This is a genomic window from Streptomyces sp. NBC_00237 (assembly GCF_026342435.1).
Lineage (GTDB): Bacteria > Actinomycetota > Actinomycetes > Streptomycetales > Streptomycetaceae > Streptomyces.
Genome location: NZ_JAPEMT010000004.1, coordinates 601,708 through 620,064, shown reverse-complemented (window position 1 = coordinate 620,064; position 18,357 = coordinate 601,708). Strand labels below are relative to the sequence as shown.

The following is an 18,357-nucleotide window of genomic DNA, read 5'->3' as shown; positions in this document are numbered from 1 at the left end:
TCAGTTCACCCGCACTCTCGGGTCGAGGAAGACCGTGGCGATGTCCGCGAGGATCGCGCCGATCGCGGTGAGCACCGCGGCGAACGCGGCCGTCGCGACCGCACCGTGCACGTCGTTCTTGCTGATGGTCTGCACGAAGTAGCGGCCCATGCCGTTCCAGCCGAAGACCGTCTCGGTGATCATGGCTCCGGTGAAGATGGCGGGCACGCTGAACGCCACGGAGGCAGCCGTCGGAATCAGCGCGGCCCGCAGGGCGTGCCTGCGGACGGCCTGGCTGCGGGTGAGACCGGTGGCCTGGGCCGTGCGCACGAAGTCGGCGTTGATCGTGTCGAGCAGCAGCGAACGCTGCGTCAGGTGGTAGCCCACATACCCCATCAGCGTCAGGGTCAGCGTCGGCAGGATCAGATGGAGGAGGCGGTCCCCGATGGTAGGGAGCAGCCCCTCGACGTTGGGGGAGTTCTCCCCGGCCACGTAGAGGAAGTCGAGCCCCGCGTGCTGGTTGAGCCAGATGGCGACGAAGACCACGGCGAGCGCCGCGACGGACGTCGGGACGTTGAACATCGCGATGGACAGGGCCTGCGTGACCCGGTCGGCCGTGCCGTACTGGCGTGCGGCGGTGTAGACGGCGAGCGCGACACCGATCACGACGGACAGGACGGTCGCCGTGACGACCAACTGGGCGCTGACGAGCGCGCGGTAGCCCATCTCACCGTTGACGGAGACTCCGGTGGGTGACTGGCCCCAGTCGAAGTCGGTGAGCACCGAGGTGATCCAGTGCCACCACCGCTGCACGAGCGGGACCCCGGCATCGAGGTTGTACGGGGCGAGGGCCCGGGAGATCTGTTCCTCGCTGCGGGCGGGCCGCAGCTCCCGGTAGTTCGATCGCGGGTCCAGGAACCAACTGGCCAGGAAGTAGGTGGCGTTGGTCGCGACCGCGATCATCAGGAGCCAGCCGCCCGCCTTGCGCATCACATAGCGCACGGTGCGGACCGCCCCCTCGTCACACACGTGGGATGCGCCGGGAAGGCGCCGGAGGGACAGGTCGAGTACATGTGTGGTGGAGCTTTCTGCGGGCTTGCGGGTACGGACTTACGGGTACGGAACGGCGCCACGAGGGGGCGAATGTCAGCTTGATCCGTACCTAGGTGGCCGCACCAGGTTTTGGCTGGTTTAGCCACAAGGCCGCAATGTGTTCGCAAAGACCGCAATGTTGCCGTAGCGGATTGATCATCTACGCAGCCGCAGGGCGGGGTGGGCCCTACCGCGTGGGTTCCCAGGCCGCCGCGCACAGGGACTCGGCCACGGCTGCCGTGTAACGGGCGGCGGCGAGCCAGTGCGTGGCGAAGCCGTCGGTGTCGGCGGGGAGGAGGCGGCCGAAGTGGTCGCGGTCGCGCTGGGCCGCCGATGCGCACAGGGTGGTGAGGAGTCCGGCGGCCGTGGGGAGGCCCGCGCGGCGGATGCGGCGGGTCTCGGCGGTGACGTCGCCGAGCATGCCGAGGGTGGCGCGGCCCGCCAGGACCGTCTGTTCGACCCGGCGCTCCAGGAGGTACAGGGGCGAGTGCCCGCCGGAGGTTTCCGGCTGGGGCAGGGCGGGGGGCACGGGGGCGGTGGGGTCGAGGAGGTCGGCGCGGCTCAGGCGGTCGAGGCCGAGGTCGACCGTGCCCTCGCCGGTGGGGTGCGAGCAGGCGAGGAGGGTGAGCCGGGGGTGGGGTGCGGGCACCAGGCGGCCGATGATCCGCAGCCGGGTTCCCGGTGCCCTGGCCAGCAGCATCAGGTTGTCGCGGTGGGCCAGGGCGGGGTCGTCGTCGGCGACGGCGAGCCGGACGGTGATGCCGCCCTCGCACAGCGCGAGAAGGCAGGTGCCGCTCGCCTCCCGTACCGGGCCCAGGAGTTCGACGTCCAGGAAGAGCAGGTCGCTGCCTCCGCCGTCCGGGGGCGCGTAGCGGGAGGCGGACCGCAGCGCGCGGGCGGCCTGTTCGGAGGGCGGCGTCTGCCACAGGGCGGCGAGCGGCTGCTCCGTCCATGCCGCGCCCCGGGCGGTGACGGCCTTGACGCCCTTGCCCGCGCCCAGTCTGCCGTCCGGCGAGAGCGTCGCACCCGAGACCGCCAGTCCGGCCCGGCCCAGTTCCCGGTGGGTGAGTGCGGTGTCCCCCAGGCGCACGGCCCGGTCGGCCACGCCCAGGGCGCGCCCGACGCCGCCGGGCGCCACGTCGCCGACCGTACAGAGACGACCGTCGGTTCCGGCGACCCAGGTGCGGACGCCGCCGTGCCCCGAGTCGGTGACCACGGGTTCGGTGAACAGGCCGTACAGGCGCAGCGAACCGTCCGGGCTGTACGGGCGGCGGGCGCGGCCCCTGACGGCGGCCAGCTCCTCCCCGGACGCCGTCCCCACCCGGTGTGCGGTGCCCAGGAGTTCCCCCAGGGCGGTCACGAGGTCGGCGGTGCGGTAGGACGGGTCCCCTGTGCGGGCCGCCCGCAGCAGGGTGACGACGGACAGCGCGGCACCGGCGGCGCGCGGCAGGTGCCGGAGCCTGGCGGTGTGCGCGGCGCGCAGGAGGGCCGCCTGGGTGACGGCACCGGCGCCGTCCACGCCCGCCTCCAGCACGGCGGCGCCCGCCGACCACAGGGCGTCGGCGGCGGCGCGCTGTCCCGGGCTCGCCACCTCGGGCGAGGCGTCGGGGGTGGGGGTGAGTCCCGTCGCGGAGGCTGGTTCGGGGACCGACCGGGTGGGCTGGTCGGCTGGCTCGGGCGTGGGGTCCGGCATGGGGTCAGGCATGGAGTCCGTCCCCGGGGCCGCCGTGGAGTGCGCCGTGAGGTCTTCTACGGGGTCCGCCGTGAGGTCCTCTGCGGGGTCCGCCGCAGGGGCGGCGCAGGCGGCGGCCGCGCGGTGGACACACGCCGGGGCGAGGAGGCAGCCGCACGTGATGGCGTCCGCCGTCGCCACCACTCCGCCCGGGGCGTGCAGGCGCAACTCGGTCTCGTCGTCGACCGCGATCGTCACCGTGTCCCCGTCGCGGTGCGTCGGACGGGCGGCGAGCTTGGTGACCGCCGCGTCCAGCCGCTTGCGGAGCCGGGGCGAGAGGTTCTCCACCAGCGTGGCCGTGACCTCCGGCGCGACGGGTGGCAGTGGGGTGGCGTTCATGCGGTCTTCTCCCCTATCCAGCGGGCCAGTTCGAGTGGGCTGAGAGCCGCCACGGGCATACCGGCGGCTACGAGCTGTCCGGCGACGCCCGTCGAGTAGCGGGGCCGACCGGCGTCGTCCAGACTCGCGCAGCCGAGGACGTGGCAGCCGGTGTTCACCAGGGCCCGCACCTCGGCCAGCAGTCCGCCGAGCGGCGCGCCCTCCTCGAAGTCGCTGATGACGACCACGAGGGTGCGGGTGGGCACCGTGATCAGGCTGCGGGCGTGCCGCAGCCCGGCGGCGATGTGCGTGCCCCCGCCCACGCTCACCTCCAGCAGGAGGGAGAGGGGATCGTGCACGTGGCCGGTGAGGTCGACGACCTCCGTGGAGAAGGCCAGGAAGTGGGTGCTCAGGGTCGGCACCCCGGCGAGCACGGAGGCCGTCAGCGCGGACCAGATCGTGGATGCCTCCATGGATCCGGAGACGTCGGTGACCAGGATCAGCCGCCAGTCGGCCGAGCGGCGGACGCGACTGCGGAACACCGGCTTCTCGGGGATCACCCGGACCGTCCCGTCGGCCGTCCGGCGGGCGGTGGCGAGGTTGGCGCGCAGCGTGCGCGGCAGGTCCAGCCTGCCGCCGGGGCGGCGGGTGGGCCGGGTCGACATCGTGCCGGTGAGGGCGGGGCGCAGCCGGGTCGCGAGCTGGCGGGTCAGTTCGTCGACCAGGTGGCGGACCAGGGGACGGAGCGCCGCGAGGCGGGCTTCGGGGAGCCCGCCGGCGTACCGCAGGACCGTTCGGAGCAGTTCCACGGAGGGTGTGACGGCCGCCGGGTCGAATGCGGCGAGGACGTCCTGTCGGCCGGTGACGGCTGCGGCGGCGAGCACCTCCTCGCGGATGCCGGGGCCGAAGAGCGCGGCCAGTTCCTCGGACCACTCCCGGACGCCGGGGAACGACGGCTCCCGGCCGCCGCGCCGTCCCGGGCCGCCACCGGGTCCAGGCAGGCCGCTGCGGGATCCCTCGCCGTGCCCCGTGCCGTAGAGCTCGTCCAGAGCGGTCGCCAGACGGGCGGCACCGGACGGCAGTCGGTCGGCACGCCGCCCCAGTACGAGCCGCCACCGGTCGGCGGGCGCGAGGGTGAGGGTCGGGGTGGGGGCGGGCGTGGGCGCGGGGGCGCTCTCGGGACGTGGTGCGACGGTGGGCGTGACGGGGGGACGGGTCGCGGCGGGTCGGCCGGACGGCGGTGGGATGCGTTCGTCGGGCGCGGGTGGCGGAACGGGCAGGCCGAGGAGGGTCAGGAGGTCGCGCGCCGCGAGGTCGGCTGCCGTTCGGCGGGCCAGTTCGGCGGGGTCGTCGGCGTCGAGGGTGTCCACCCTTTCCCCCAGCCGCTCCTCGACGGTCTCCAGAAACCGGTCCCGGGCGGCCGGGCTCAGGGTGTCGAACCCACCGCGCAGGGCCGGCAGCCGGGCCAGGAACGCGGTGTCGTCGAGCTCGACGATCCGGTGCAGCAACGGGTCCAGGGCACCGGCGCCGATGTTCAGGAGCGGACCCGCCACCGTCAGGACGCCGGTGAGGCGGGCGGTGAGCGCTGCCCGGGAGGCGCTGTCCCCGGCCCCGTCCACCCAGGAGGCGACGCGCTCGCCGAAGGTCTCGGCCGACTCGTGGCCCGTGAGCACCCTGACCGCTCCGGCGGCCGAGGCGATCAACGGGGTGCCGTCGGCGGCCAGCCGGGCCAGGGCGGCGGTGAGCCGGATGCCGCCCACCCGGTCGGCGCGCTGGGCCAGTTCGAGCAGTGCCCGGGCGTCCTCGGGCTCCTCGGATCCGGTCAGTCCTTCGACCTGCCGGACCGCGGCCGAGGTCAGGAGTTCGGCCGCGTGCGCGGTGCGGGCGGCAGGGACGGCGGGGGCCGGGGCCGAGGGGTTGTCGGGCGCGGCCGGGCCCGGCAGGTGGCCGGCGTCGATGCGGTCCAACAGGTCGAGCCCGGCGAGGAGTTCGGGAAGGGTGCCGCTCGCGGGGAGTACCGCCGCCAGCTCTGTCAGACGTTCGTCGGCCAGGGCGGGGAGGCCGCACTCGGCGGCCTCGGTGAGGCCCCGGACGGCCTGGGCGGCCGTCGGGCCGCCCTCCGCGCGCTCGGCCGCGTGCCGCTGCCGCAGCACGCCCTCGGCCGCCTGGGCCGGGGTGACTCCTCGGGCTCCGGCCGCGGTGAGCATCGCGGCCGTCGCCGGAGTCCATCGCACCTGCCAGCGCGTCGTGAGTCCTTCCGTACCCGCCGCGCCGGTCACGCCCTGCTCCTGCCCGTACGGGATGCCGCACACCGTCAGCCTGCGCAGCAGCAGTTCGCGGCGCCGGTCCAGGGGGGAGCGCGCCGGATCCAGCCGGAGGTCACGCGGTGCCTTCTCGTGCGCGTCCCCGGGGCCGGGGAGGGCGAGCGCCTCGGTCTCGGCCTCGACGGCGGGGCCCAGTCCGCTGCGCGGCGCGGCGGGCGCGGGCCGTCCGGTGCGGGCTCCGACGAGTACGAGTTCGAGGGCCCGGGCGACGGCGCGGCCCGTGCCGTGGGTCTCGCCGCGTCCCAGCACCGTCTGCGCCGCTTCCAGGAGTTCACCGCGCCCGGGGGCGGGCAGGTCACGCAGACGGGCCAGGTCGCCGGCCACCCGGACGACCTCCCGGCCGTCCGCCGGGCCGTAGGGGTGGCCCTGTTCGCGCAGCGCGGCGCAGATGTGGACCGAGGTGCGGATCAACGCCTCGTGCAGCGCGGCCGGGTCGCCTGCGGCGTCCAGGACGGTGTGCTGCCACTCCGGGTCCCGGATGCCCGCCGGGTAGCCGGACCGGGAGTCGAGCAGGGGGTAGGTGTACGGGACGAGGGAGACCGTGCACTCCGTCGGCCCGGCGGGGTCGTCCACCTGGCCGTCCGCCTCTGGGTGGGGCGCGGCGTTCGCGTCCGGCCGGGGCGCGGCGTTCGCGGCGCGCGCGTCCGGTGCGGGGCCCCCGGCCCCGGTCGGCAGCAGCGCGGGGGTGTGGAAGGCTCCCACCACGACGGCGGGCCGCCGCCCGCTCGCCAGGGCTTCGGCGAGGTGCCCGCGCATGTGTGCCTCGCGCACCAGGTCCGTGCCGGGCACGCCGCCCCGCGCCTCGGCCTCGTAACGCAGCGCCCAGCCGGTGAGCAGGGCGGCGCGGCGGAGCGCCTCCGGTGGCGAGCCGGGCGCGTGGGCCTCCACCAGCCGGTCCCACAGGTCGTCGCCGTCCCGGCCGGTGAGCCGGGACCGGAGTGCGTCGGACAGCCCGTGCCCCTCCCCCGGCAGTACGTCGGACAGCCCGTGCCCCTCCCCCGGCACGGGTACGGAGTCGGCGCCCGGGGCGGGTGCGGGGGTGTCGGGACCGCCCTTCGCCCACGCCCGGTCGGCCAGCGGCAGATCGCAGGCCACTGCCGGGATCCCGTTTCTCGCCGCCCAGCGCAGAGCGACCAGCTCGGGCGAGAAGTCCGCGAACGGGTAGAAGGCAGGGCCCCGTTCGCCTGCTTGCCCTGGCCGGTCGGAGGGTACGGCGGCCAGCGCCACCGGGGCCTCGGTCTCCTCGTGGGCGAGCCAGCCCAGCCAGGGCTGGAACTCGGCGGGCAGTTCGACGAGGAGGACGTCGGGGGCCGCCTCGTCCAGCAGTGCCGGGAGGACGGCCGCCAGCGAGGGTGCGTGGTGGCGCACCCCGATCAGGAACGGCAGCCCGGGTCCGGTCGCCGCGAGGGCCGCCACCGCGGTCTCCGGGGTGGCGGGCCGGGCTGCTGCCTGTGCTGGGAAGGTGTCCGGCCTAGTGGCGGTGGGCGACGCCTCGGGGGCGGTCGGTTCGCTCATCGGTCAGTTCTCCAGCACCGCACGCAGGTCCCACAGGGCACGCCAGGTGGCCGAGCCCTGCTCCGCACGTCTGCGCACCGGCCCGTCCCAGTACCCCAGCAGCCGTGCCGCGTCGGCGGGGTCGTCCTTACGGACGACCCCGAGCAGGTGGCCGGGCAGGAGGGAGAGCACGTCCCGGTCGCCGGGGAAGTAGGCGGCGGCCAGGCCCAGGGAGCCCGCGACGGAGACCGCCTCGGCCGTGCTCATCACCGTGGAGGGCCGCTCGACTTCCCAGCCTTCCTGGGAGCGGCCATCGCGCAGGTCCCGGAACGCGGTGACGAGGGCTTCGAGGATCGCGTCGTCCACCTGGTAGGCGGCGCCCACGCGTTCGACGGCCGCGCGCGACTGGCGTCGGACGAGCGCGGTCTCGGCGTCCACGTCCCCGATGGGGCCGACGGTCTCGAAGTTGAAGCGGCGCTTCAGTGCGGCGGACATCTCCGAGACGCCCTTGTCCCGCAGGTTGGCGGTGGCGATGAGGGTGAACCCGGGGGCCGCGTGCACCTGGGCGCCCTCGCTGCCCGCGAGTTCGGGGACGGCGATGCGCCGCTCGGAGAGCAGCGACACGAGGGCGTCCTGCACCTCCGGCAGACAGCGGGTGACCTCCTCGACGCGGGCGACGGCTCCCCGGGTCATGGCGGTGAGCACCGGGGAGGGCACCAGGGCCTGCTCGGTGGGGCCCTGGGCGAGGAGCAGCGCGTAGTTCCAGCCGTACTTGAGCTGGTCCTCGGTGGTGCCCGCGGTGCCCTGCACGGTGAGCGCGCTGGTCCCGCAGACGGCCGCCGACAGCAGTTCGGAGAGCATCGACTTGGCGGTGCCGGGCTCGCCCACGAGGAGGAGTCCGCGCTCTCCGGCGAGGGTGACCACGCACCGTTCGACCAGGGCGCGTTCGCCGACGAACTTCTGCTCGATCACCAGGCGGCGCGGCACCCCGGCTCCGGGCCTGGCGCCCTTCGGCAGGCCCAGTGCCTCGCCCGCGCTGCCCATCACGAACGTGACGACAGCGCGCGGCGTCAGAAGCCAACCGGGCGGCCGGGGCCCGGAGTCGTGGGCGGCGAGGAAGGCCAGCTCGGTGGCGTACCGGTCCTCGGGCAGCGTGACCTGACGGTGCTCGCGGCCCGGCTCGCTCGTCCGGCCCGGGAGGCCGCCCGCGGCGCTGTCCAGGGTGGTCGTGGTGTCGTTCGTCATCGGCGGCGGCCCTTCCGGGGTGCTCGGGTGTCCAGTTCTTCGAAGGCGGGGGCGTCGCCGCCGCGGACCCGTGCCCAGGCGGCTGCGTACAGCGCGGGTACGGGGAGGTGGGGCAGGGTCCGGCTGTCTCCTGCCACGGGGTACAGACGTTCCTTCCAGGTCTCCAGCGGCAGCCCGGGGGCGCCGCGTTCGAGCCAGCCGCAGGGAAGGAACAGGGTGCGGCCCGCGCGGGAGCGCTTCGCCTCCACGACGAGTTCGGTGGCGGCCAGTTCCGCGCGGGCCTTCTTGGTCCGGACGGGCTTCCACTGGGTCCAGCGGACGCAGTTGCGGTCCGTCGGGTCGGGCAGGGCGAGCAGCATCAGGTAGAGGGCCGCGGCGTCCTCGCTCAGGCCGAGGGCGTCGACGGCCTCGGCCACCAGTGCGGGCACCGCACGCGTCGGGTCCTGGGCTGGGTACTGCGGGGAACCGTCGGGGGCGCCCCCGCAGACCAGTGCGTCGATCTCCTCGCCCAGCAGTGCGCGCAGGGCGAGCAGGTCACCGGTGCGGTGCGGGCTGACGGTGCCCTCGACCAGGCCGAACGCCGGGTCGTCGGGGCCCGTCAGTCCGGCCGGGCGAACCATCAGCCTCTCGCGGTCCCCGTGGCCGGGGGTCAGGAGCAGCGCCGTACCGGCTCGGACGAGTCCGTCGGCGTCCGCGCCTCCTGACGCGGGGAGCCCGTGGGCGGCGCGGATCGCGGGGCCGATCGCGTCTCCCGACTCGGTCCAGTCCAGGCCGATCTCCAGCACCAGGCGGGGGTCGGCGAGGCGCTCGCGCAGGGCCGCGAGACCGGCGGGAAGGTGCGCCCGCAGGGGGTGCCCGTACGGGAGTGTGTAGGCGAGGGTGCGCAGGGCGGTCAGGGCCGTGAGGAGTGCGCCGCGTGCTTCCACCAGGCGCAGCCCGGGGCGGCCGGTGCCGTCCTGGACGTCGGTGCCGTGGGCGAGCCAGCTCCGGGAGCCCGCGTTGAGGATCAGTTCGACGGCGTACGACGTGGTGCCCGACAGGTCGAGGTCCAGTTCCTCGGGAACACGGACCAGCGAGGCCAGGCGCTCCTGCCAGACCTCGGCGGCGGCCCGGACGTCGGGGCCCGTGGACCACAGCTCGGCCGGGTCGGCGGGCAGCAGTGCCCGAAGCAGGGCGTGCCGGTCGTCGCGGGGCAGGGCGTTCAGCCTGTCCTGCGTCGCCTCGAAGGCACGGGGCTTCGTACCGAGCAGCGCCAGCGTCTCGGCTCCGGGTTCCGCGACGGCTGCCGACAGCAGGGCAGCGGACTGGAGGGCACCGATTCCGGTGGCCGTGTGGAACGCCTCGGCGGCTTCCGGCCGCCAGAGCGCCGGGCCCTGTTCCCGTACGAGTGCGATGAGCCGGGTGAGCCGGTCGCGGGCGATGCCCTGCTGGTGAACGTGCTCGCGGTCCAGGGTGAAGCCGGGGACGGGGCCGAAGGCGCCGGTCGGGTCGTGGTCCAGGGCGAGCCAGCGTGCCGCGTCGTTGCGGCCGTTCCAGCCCCGGCTGTCGATGATCACGACGGTACGGGCGCCCTTGCGGAGCACCTGGCCGAGGCGGGGCACGACCTCGTGGTGTCCCGTCCCCGGTGTCACGCCCAAGGGCTCGATGAGCTCGACCTGGCGGACCGTGCCCGCCGGGTCGGCCAGGGGGCCCGCGGCGAGGGTTTCCAGCAGCACGAGAAGCCCGGCGCGGTGTTCGGGGGAGGTGGTCGCCGAGGCGGCCCGGTAGGCCAGTTGGGGCAGCTTGTCGAGGAGGGACACCCAGGTCAGGGAATCGCCGGGCACGGTGGACTCGTCCCGCTGCCAGCCGTCCACCGGAGTGAACGGGACCTTGGACGGCGTGGGCGGGCCGAACGCGGGCTCGCCGCCGAAGACGTGGTTGACGGCGAGGATCTGCCGGATGGTGGTCCATCGGTTCCCCGCTCCCCACCAGCCGCCGTGGATCTGCTCGGAGCTCCAGGCGGTGGCGTTGCGCAGGCTGGTGTCGTCGGCGTGCTCGGGTTCGCGGTCGAAGAACATGCCCTGGGTGCGTGCGGTGTCGCGGGGGGTGGTGGGCTGTGCGGGCTTGGGCGGTTCCAGGTAGCGGACGGCTGCGACGGCCCGGTCCACCGCGTCGCGGACGAGGGCGGTGACGCCCGCGAGGAGCCGTGCGTCGGACACCTCGGGCAGCACCCGGGCGACGGCCTTCTCGCTCATCTGCTGTGCCGAGGGGCCGGTGTACTTCTCGACTGCCCGGAACGCCTCCCCATGCCGGGCGACCTCGGCGGCGACCTCCTCGAACAGCTCCGCCGCCCGCGAGTCCGTGAGGTTCCGCAGCGCGGTGGAGCCCCGCTCGTCCCTCGGGCGCAGGGCGTGCCAGTACGCGACGGGAGGCACGTACGGAGTGCCCGCCGCGTCGTGGCCGCCTCGGGAGCCGGGGGTGACGGACCACAGGCTGCCGCCGGCGCCGTCCGTGTCCGCCGGGTGCACTTCGACGGACCGGTGGTGCAGGGCCGCGACCGGCCGTGATCCGCCGGGCAGGGTGAGGGCGCCGAGCGGCACCGGGGAGTCGCCGTCGGGCAGCGGGTGCGGCAGGGTGACCGTGCGGCCGTCGGGGGTGCCGGCGACGATCCGGTGCCCGTCGGCGGGGGTGGCCGTGCCGGATTCGGTGACCGTGCGGCGGACCCAACGGCCGAGGACGGTGCCGTCCGTCCCGAACGGGGTGCGCTCCAGACCGGGTTGGAGGGGCAGCACCTGGCAGTGCTCGGGGAGCAGCCGGGTGCCGTCGCCCACCCCGGAGCGGAGGAAGGCGGGGAGGGAGGCGCGGCCGTGCGTGCCGGTGGCCGGGTCGTACTCCAGCCACACCCGCTGGGTGCCCTGGTGGCCCTCTCGCCAGAGGCCGGTGCCGTCGGCGATGACGGCACGCTCGGGCGGGAGGGAGGTGTCGCCCGCGTGCAGGGCCTTGCCGCCGGTGGCGCGGCCGCCGCCGGGCAGCGGCAGGGAGACCTCGTCCGAGGCGCTGGTGCCGCCCCAGCGCGGGATCTGTTCGCCGCCGACGGTGAACACCTCGGCGGGGCGGTGCGACCAGTAGCCGCGCTGCTTGCCGTCCTCCCACCACATGACCAGCAACTCACCGTCGACGTACCGGAAGGCGAACGTCCGCCACTGGTCGACGGTGGTGGGCAGCCGCAGGGTGTGCCGCAGCAGTACGCCCTCCGGGCCGACGACGACGGCCCGTTCGAGGGTGTTGAGGATCAGCGCGGGCCATGCGCCGGTGACACCGATGCTCTCCGAGCGTCGGTGCCGCTGGTGCGCGGCGGCGGCTGCCGAGACCTCGGCGGCCAGTTCGGCGTAGGTCTCGTCGAGTGCGGACCAGCCCAGTTCGTCGAGGACGCCGGTGCGCAGGGTGGCCGCGAGCAGCGGTACGACGTCGTGGCCTTCGAGGAGCCGCACGGCCTCCGGGGCGACGTCGGCGACCACGCTGCGGAACACCGAAAGCCTGTTCAGCGCGGTGCGCAGGCCGGGGAGTCCTCGCGCGGCCGTGTACTCCTCGGCGCGTGCGGTGAGCCACTCCCGGAGGAGTTCCGAGAGCACCGGGTGCGCCGCCAGTGTGGCCAGGCCCGCTTCGCCCTGCCGCTGACCGTGCCCTTGACCGAGACCGCCGACGTTCTGGCTCAGCAGTGCGCGGAAGACCGGCTGCTTCGCGACGGCGGTGAGGTCCCGCGCGCCGGGCGCGGTGTCGGTGAGCCAGGTGCCGACGAGGATGAGGGGCGGCTGCCCGGTGCCTGCGGCCTGGTCGTCCGGCTCGGCGACGGGGACGCCCGAGCCCAGGCAGAGGTCGAGGAGGTCGAGGTCGGCGTTGCGCTGCCAGCGGCCCTGGAACAGTTCGACGGGGCGTCCGTCGGCGCGCAGCCGGTCCACCATCCTGGCGGCCAGGTCGAGGGTTCGCGGGCTGCGGCCCGGGGTGGCCCGGTCGCGTCGTCGGTGTGCCTCCCAGCGACCGAGCCAGTCCGCCGGCGAGACCGGAGCGCAGGGAGCGTGGCCGGAGGCGTCCGGGAGGGCGGTCAGCAGGTCCTCGGCACCGGACTCGGCCAGCAGCTCCAGCCAGTCGCGTTCGCCGTCCGTTCCCCGGCCGCTCTCGCTGAAGGTCTCGGGGAAGAAGCCGAGGAGCCGGGCGCGCACGGCCGCGTCCCTACGGGCGAGCGCGACGAGCGCGGAGCGGTACGCGGCCCAGAACGAGGCGGGGGCGCGGACGACTCCCGGGGACGCGATCAGATCTGCCACCAGCTCGCACTCGGCGGCCTCGCGGTCCAGCCCGGCGGCCTTGACCAGCGCGCGCACGTCCTGGGGCAGTGCCGCGTACGGCGGCATGCCTGCCGCGCAGCGCTCGACCAGCAGTCGGCGGAACTGTGCCCAGGCGTCCGCCGGTTCGAGCCGGGCCGCCAGGTCCCGCACGTACTGCCGCAGCGCCTTGACGGTCAGCGCGCCCGCGAAGGCGAACTCCAGGAAGACGGCCCGCTGCCGGTCCTCGTCCACGACCAGTCCGTGGACGCGCTCGGCCTCGCGGGCCTTGCCGAAGAAGGAGGCGGCGTAGGTGGTGTTCTCGGCCTGGAGGAAGAGGCGTGCCACTTGCTCGTAGTAGGTGGGGAGGAAGTGCGGTACGGCCCGGCCGAGGCGGGTGCCGAGTTCGTCGAAGCCCTCCTTGGCCGCTCCGGCGCGGGTCCCGGCCTGTCGGCCCAGTCGCTCGATGTCCTTGACGAGGGCCAGGGCGTGGTGCCCGTTGGCCGGGTCGTTCACCAGTGCCCAGGCGGGGAAGCCCAGCGTCTCGCGGCGCACTTGGCCCACGACGGGGGCCTCGGCGGTTCGGGCCAGCCCGAGGAACTCCAGGGCCAGGTCCTCGGCCTCGCCGAGGGTGCCAGGCACGAGCCGGACCACGGGGCGGTCGCCGAGGGCGGTGTGCGTGTAGGTGCGGGCGGTCAGGGTGTCCGCGTCGTCCCGGTCGACGGTACGGGCGGGGAGGATCGCGCCCGCGTCCAGCAGCGCCGCCGCGCGGGCCTCGGCGGCGGGGGTGCTCGCGCCCCCGCCCCCGCCCTGGGCGGGCAGGAGAGCCACGCCTATCCCCTTCGTGCTCGTCTCGGCGCTCGTCGCCTCTGTATTCGTCTTGTTGGTGTTCGTCTTGTTGGTGCTCGTCGTCGTGGTGCTCATGCCGCCCGCTCCTCGTCCGCCACGTCGCGACCGGCGTAGAGCGCCGCCGCCATGCGCATGCCTTCCGACCACGCGACGGGGCCGACCTCGGCGGCCGTCAGCGTGCGCCCGGCAGGGTCGGTCCAGGCCACGGGGCCCGTCTCGGTGCCGTACTCGTCGTATCCGTCGTTCTCGCCGATCCAGATGCGCACCTCGACGGTGGCGCCGTCCTCGACGACCGGGCAGACGGCGTATCCGCCGCGCGACCGGTAACCGAGTTGGGTGACGCGGCCGTGCAGGAAGCGCAGTTCCTTGAACACGCCACCGGCGTAGGTGTCCACGGAGGTGGTGTCCGGGGCGAGGCCCGGCGGGCGCCGCCACACCTCGCGGAACAACTGCTGCACGTTCTGGCTCACTCCCAGTTCCACCGCGAACTCCCGCAGGTCGTCGAGGTCGTCGAGGAGGACGGGGTGGGGCACGCTGACGACGTCCGGGGTGACGCGGACCGTGTCGCCGTCCAGGTCGACGAGGCCGAGACCTCGGTCGGGATCGACATCGCGCAGGAATCCGGCGACCCCGCCGTCCGCGCCGGTGACCACCACGTCCCGCAGGACCGCCTGCCACGCCGGGTCGGGCCAGACCTGGGCGAGCACGGCCGTGGGAACGGACAACGAGCGCACCATCCACTGCTCGACGTCGGCCAGGCACCGGCGTTCGTGCCGCTCCAGCCACTCGGTCAACTGCCGCAGCCCGACGACCGCCGGGTCCTCCTTCAGTTTGGCCGGAACGGACTTCAGCCGCCGGCCCTTCCCGTTGCGGCAGACCACCTTGCCCGCCTCCAGGGCGACTTCGTAGTCGCCCGCAGGAACCCACCCCATGCGCTGTTCTCCCCGCTGCTCCGGACGGCCGCCGAACCCGGCGGCACGCTGATGAAACCCATCAGCGGCAACGCACCGTGACGAGTGAGAAAGACTCTAGGCGGCCCCACTGACAATGAGATCCGGGCCTTCCGCTTCGCCGTGGAAGCCGACGTCCTGGGGGTGCCCAGTGGTCCGGCGTCCTGGGGGTGACCGGTGGTCCGGCGTCCTGGGGTGCCCGGTGGTCCGGGCGCACGTCGCGGCCTCGCCGACGAGTCGTTCCTCGACTGGATCCGCCACATCCACACCACCACCACGTGGACCACGTCGGTGTGCACCGGTTCTCTGCTGCTCGGCGCGGCTCGCTTCCGTTTCGCTACGGCGAAGAGGCGCGCAGCACCGCTGTCGCCCGCCCTGCCACCCGCCTGCGACGGCGTACGCACGAGGCGGCGGGAGACCCCCGTCACCTGAGAGATCAGGCCAACCTCACGGCAGTGCAGCATGATCGCCGAGCCCCCAGGGCACAGTTGGCCCCGTGCGGACGACAACGGACCAGCGGGCAACAGCCGACGAGACGGATGGCTTCACAGTGGTGTCGGCGCAGTTGACCGGGTTCGACGCCCGGCATCTTCGCGCGACGGGACTCGTCGAGGCGTATGGAGCCGTGGCCCTGGAGCAGCTCGGGGCAGACGTCTTCGGGCGGCTGCTGCGGGAGGAGGGCCGTCCGACGGAGGGCCTGGAGGGCGACCTGCTGGACGCCGCCCGCTCCGTAACCTACCTGTGGTACACGGGCAGTTGGCCAGGACCGCCACCCTTCGTGGTGTCACCGCGCGCCTACGCCGGAGGGCTCGCCTGGACAGCGGCCGGTCTTGCCGCACCCGCCACCGCGCCCGCCGGGTACGGGAGTTGGGCCCAGAGCCCGGCCGAGGCGAGGGGCCGATGACGCGCTACGACGTGATCGTCGTGGGGGCGGGCGTCGCGGGCTCGCTCGTCGCGCACCGGCTCGGTCTGCGCGGCCGCCGGGTCCTGGTCCTGGAGGCAGGTCCAAGCACCACCGTTCCCGGGCAGGGCGGTCCCGGACAGGGCGAGCCCGGGCAGGGCGAACCCGGGCAGGGCGAACCCGGGCAGGGCGAACCCGGGCAGGGCGAACCCGGGCAGGGCGAACCCGGGCAGGGCGAACCCGGGCAGGGCGAACCCGGGCAGGGCGAACCCGGGCAGGGCGAACCCGGGCAGGGCGAACCCGACCCCCTCACCACGTACGTGACGGCGTCCGCGAAGGTGCCCGGATCCGCCTACCGGCCCCAACTCGCCGCACCCTGGCCCGAAGTGACCGACGTCGTCGGCACGGACGAAGCCCCCGGGTTCCGGGCGGCCGGGCACCTGCTCCAGGACGGCCCGCTGCCGTACGCGAGCGGCTACGTCCGCGTCAACGGCGGCACCGGCAACGTGTGGACCGGCCTCGCGCCACGCATGCTGCCGGAGGACTTCGACACCGAAGCCTTCGGATACGGTCGGCGCTGGCCTCTCACGTACGACGCTCTGGAGCCCTACTACCGTGCGGCGGAACGTGAGTTGGGGGTGGCGGCGGATGCCGCCGAGCAGCGCGAGCACGCGGGGCTGCCGCTCGCCGACGACTACGTCTTCCCCATGCGGCCGCTTCCCGCCAGCTATCTGGACCGGGTCCTCGCGGAACGCCTCGACGGTCGGCGCGTCAAGGACCCGGTCGCCCTGAGCGAGGCGGCTCTGCGTGTGGTCGGCACCCCGCACGCGCGCAACGGCATCCCCAACTCCGCCTACGAACACGGCCGGGGCTACGTTCCGCGCGGGGCGCACGGGCGACCGGATCCGGCCAACCGATGCGTGGGCAACGCTTCGTGCATCCCGCACTGCCCTTCGTACGCGAAGTACACCCCGCTCAAGACCCAAGGGCGCTGGAGCGACTCGGTCCGGCTCCGGGACCGGGCGGTCGTCAGTCGTGTGCTGGTCGACGGGAGCGGCCGGGCAACGGGCGTGGAGTACCTGTCCCACGACGGCACGGTGGCCGTCGCGCACGCCGATGTCGTCGTGCTCGCCGCGCACGCCGTCGAGAACGCCCGGCTGCTCCTCCTGTCCGGGCTCGCCAACCGCAGCGACCAGGTCGGGCGCAATCTGATGGACCATCCGGTCCTGCTGACCTGGAGTCTGTTGCCGCACGCCGTCGGTCCCTACCGGGGGCCCGGCTCCACCTCCGGCTTCGAGAGCTTCCGGGCAGGACCCGGGCGCCGGGTGCGGGCGCCGTTCCGCATCGAGATCGGCAACTGGGGATGGGCCTGGTCCAAGGGGGCCGTCGACGGCGACGTCGCCCAACTCATATCCGAGCAGGGGCTGTTGGGGGCCGAGCTGCGGCGCGCCGTCGGCGACCGGATCAGCCGCCAGTTCACCCTTCAGTTCGAGATGGAGCAGAGCGCCGACCCCGCCAACCGCGTCACGCTCCACCCGCACGCGCGCGACCCTCTCGGACTGCCCCGGCCCCTGGTCACGTACGACCTCGACGACCACGTCAAGGAGGGAATGGTCGCCGCCCGGGCGGTCTCCGACCAGATCTTCGCGCTGCTCGGTGCCGAGGACCACACCGACTTCACTCCCCCGGCCGCCTGGCCGGGACGCTTCGACCACGACGGCCGTACCTACGGCTACCGCGGCGCGGGACACGCCGCCGGCACGCACATCATGGGCGACTCCCCGACCGCCTCGGTGGTCGACTCGTGGCAGCGCTGCTGGGACCATCCCGGCCTGTACGCCGTCGGCTGCGGCAGCATGCCGTCGGTCGCCACCGCCAACCCGACCCTGACCATGGCCGCGCTCGCGCTGCGCAGCGCGGAGGGCATCGAGGCCGAACTCGCGGCACGCGACCGCCCCGCACCTCTCACTTCTCACACCGCGCACACCCCTCGTACCCCGCGCCCTCCAGGAGGAGCACCCGCATGAGCCCGCTGCCGCTGCCGCCGGTACCCGAGCCCTTCCAACTGCCATTCCACTACGGGGCTTTGCATCACCTCGGCATCGACTGGCTGGTCGATCCGGAGCCCGTCCACGACCTGCTCGCCAAGCACCACCCCGACCTGACCGCGGCCGAGTTCGGCGGACGGGCGCTGGTGTCGTTCAACTACCAGCTCTACTTCGCGCAGTACGCGTTCGGGGGCGGCGTCACCCAGGAGATCGAGTACAACGTCGTCGCCTTCCCGAGCGCCGAGAGCGACCGGATCCCACGCCTGACCTACGCCCAGTACGCACAGGGCTGGGACCAGACGAAACTGCTCGGCATCGCCCGCATCCACGTCCTGTGCGACAACCCGTTCGCCATCGAGGCCGGGCGCGCGCTGTACGCGGAGCCGAAGCACCCCGGCTGGTTCGAGGTCGACCTGCCCTCGCTGAACGGACCCGCCGGTGAGACGTGGACCGTGCACGGCAAGGCGGCCGAAACCGACGCGGAAGGAAATCTGCGCAAGGGCTCAACTCCCCTGTTCTCCCTCACGGCCACGCTGGACGGCCTCCCCGCCGCCCCCGCCAACACCACCCCCGTCACGGGCTACGGCACCGACCCGGAGGGCCGCCTGCTCGCGGGTCCCATGAACGTCTACCAGCCCTACCGGTGGTACGACCTCGCCGCCCCCGAGCACGCCGACCGCGTACGCCTGTCGATCCACGCTCCGGACGGCGACCTCGGCCGGGACGCTCGCTCGCTCGTCGCCGACACCCCGGCCGCCGGTGCCTGGACCTACCAGTCGCCCCCGGTCGCCGCCCACAACCGCCCCTACTACCTGCCCGCCCGGCCGCCCGCCGTCTGAACGCCCTCAGCAAGAGGACGACTGCTCAGCCTGTGGGCGGCTTGCTCAGCCTGTGGGTGCCCTTGTGGGCGACGGGTAGGCCGTGCAGAGGGTCGGGTTGAGCTGTTCGATCCGCTCCAGGTGCGCGGTCGGCGGTGGCGGGGGACACGACGGGGGGGCATGGCGAATTCCCCTCCGCCCGGCGTGGATACGCGGTCCGGAGTACATTCCGCGTGCAGGAGTAGAGCGATCAAGGAACGGGCGAAGCGCACATATGGGCTTGAGTGATGACGTATCGGCTGAAGGCAT

The 18,357-nt window shown here is 74.2% G+C and carries 9 protein-coding genes and 3 pseudogenes; 6 read left to right on the top strand and 6 right to left on the bottom strand.

Annotation, left to right across the window (positions count from 1 at the left end; genetic code table 11):
• The 6 genes from OG897_RS35295 to OG897_RS35270 all read right to left on the bottom strand — a co-directional run bounded on the left by OG897_RS35295 (window position 1) and on the right by OG897_RS35270 (window position 14,263).
• A complete protein-coding gene (locus OG897_RS35295; RefSeq protein WP_323188151.1) occupies window positions 1-969 on the bottom strand; it encodes an ABC transporter permease in 969 nt (322 codons plus the stop codon).
• A gap of 289 nt (window positions 970-1,258) precedes the next feature.
• Window positions 1,259-3,142, bottom strand: coding sequence for a hypothetical protein (locus OG897_RS35290; RefSeq protein WP_266663466.1), 1,884 nt, complete (start codon window positions 3,140-3,142; stop codon window positions 1,259-1,261).
• Entirely contained in the window at window positions 3,139-6,960 is a 3,822-nt protein-coding gene (locus OG897_RS35285; RefSeq protein WP_266663464.1) for a DUF5682 family protein, read from the bottom strand. The genes OG897_RS35290 and OG897_RS35285 overlap by 4 nt, the downstream gene beginning before the upstream one ends.
• A 3-nt stretch (window positions 6,961-6,963) precedes the next feature.
• The gene (locus OG897_RS35280; RefSeq protein WP_266663462.1) at window positions 6,964-8,184 is read right to left on the bottom strand and encodes an AAA family ATPase; all 1,221 of its coding nucleotides are present in this window, start codon (window positions 8,182-8,184) and stop codon (window positions 6,964-6,966) included.
• Complete coding sequence (locus OG897_RS35275; RefSeq protein ID WP_266663460.1) at window positions 8,181-13,406, bottom strand: hypothetical protein; 5,226 nt, start codon at window positions 13,404-13,406, stop codon at window positions 8,181-8,183. The genes OG897_RS35280 and OG897_RS35275 overlap by 4 nt, the downstream gene beginning before the upstream one ends.
• A complete protein-coding gene (locus tag OG897_RS35270) occupies window positions 13,403-14,263 on the bottom strand; it encodes a DUF4132 domain-containing protein (RefSeq protein ID WP_266663458.1) in 861 nt (286 codons plus the stop codon). Before OG897_RS35270 ends, OG897_RS35275 begins: the two co-directional genes overlap by 4 nt.
• Before the next feature lie 213 nt (window positions 14,264-14,476).
• Here OG897_RS35270 and OG897_RS35265 point away from each other — a divergent pair.
• The 6 genes and pseudogenes from OG897_RS35265 to OG897_RS35250 form a co-directional block, all read left to right on the top strand.
• Window positions 14,477-14,605: pseudogene (locus tag OG897_RS35265) on the top strand (DJ-1/PfpI family protein); the annotation flags it as partial.
• Window positions 14,606-14,777: 172 nt separating this feature from the next.
• Window positions 14,778-15,185 carry a hypothetical protein gene (locus OG897_RS35260; protein ID WP_266663456.1) on the top strand — a complete coding sequence of 136 codons (408 nt, stop codon included), beginning with the start codon at window positions 14,778-14,780 and terminating at the stop codon, window positions 15,183-15,185.
• Window positions 15,182-15,304 (top strand): annotated as a pseudogene (locus tag OG897_RS41120) (FAD-dependent oxidoreductase); the annotation flags it as partial. The gene OG897_RS35260 and the pseudogene OG897_RS41120, both read left to right, overlap by 4 nt.
• Before the next feature lie 73 nt (window positions 15,305-15,377).
• Window positions 15,378-15,506: pseudogene (locus OG897_RS41115) on the top strand (TetR family transcriptional regulator); the annotation flags it as partial.
• A gap of 206 nt (window positions 15,507-15,712) precedes the next feature.
• Window positions 15,713-17,209 carry a GMC family oxidoreductase gene (locus OG897_RS35255; RefSeq protein ID WP_353963771.1) on the top strand — a complete coding sequence of 499 codons (1,497 nt, stop codon included), beginning with the start codon at window positions 15,713-15,715 and terminating at the stop codon, window positions 17,207-17,209.
• Window positions 17,206-18,069 carry a hypothetical protein gene (locus OG897_RS35250; protein ID WP_266663452.1) on the top strand — a complete coding sequence of 288 codons (864 nt, stop codon included), beginning with the start codon at window positions 17,206-17,208 and terminating at the stop codon, window positions 18,067-18,069. Before OG897_RS35255 ends, OG897_RS35250 begins: the two co-directional genes overlap by 4 nt.
• The last annotated feature ends 288 nt before the right edge of the window (window positions 18,070-18,357 follow it).

Coding starts and splice junctions, on each gene's coding strand:
- OG897_RS35275 (WP_266663460.1), bottom strand. CDS start 13,406: ATGAGCACCACGACGACGAGCACCAACAAGACGAACACCAACAAGACG.
- OG897_RS35255 (WP_353963771.1), top strand. CDS start 15,713: ATGCTGCCGGAGGACTTCGACACCGAAGCCTTCGGATACGGTCGGCGC.
- OG897_RS35295 (WP_323188151.1), bottom strand. CDS start 969: ATGCGCAAGGCGGGCGGCTGGCTCCTGATGATCGCGGTCGCGACCAAC.
- OG897_RS35270 (WP_266663458.1), bottom strand. CDS start 14,263: ATGGGGTGGGTTCCTGCGGGCGACTACGAAGTCGCCCTGGAGGCGGGC.
- OG897_RS35285 (WP_266663464.1), bottom strand. CDS start 6,960: ATGAGCGAACCGACCGCCCCCGAGGCGTCGCCCACCGCCACTAGGCCG.
- OG897_RS35250 (WP_266663452.1), top strand. CDS start 17,206: ATGAGCCCGCTGCCGCTGCCGCCGGTACCCGAGCCCTTCCAACTGCCA.
- OG897_RS35280 (WP_266663462.1), bottom strand. CDS start 8,184: ATGACGAACGACACCACGACCACCCTGGACAGCGCCGCGGGCGGCCTC.
- OG897_RS35290 (WP_266663466.1), bottom strand. CDS start 3,142: ATGAACGCCACCCCACTGCCACCCGTCGCGCCGGAGGTCACGGCCACG.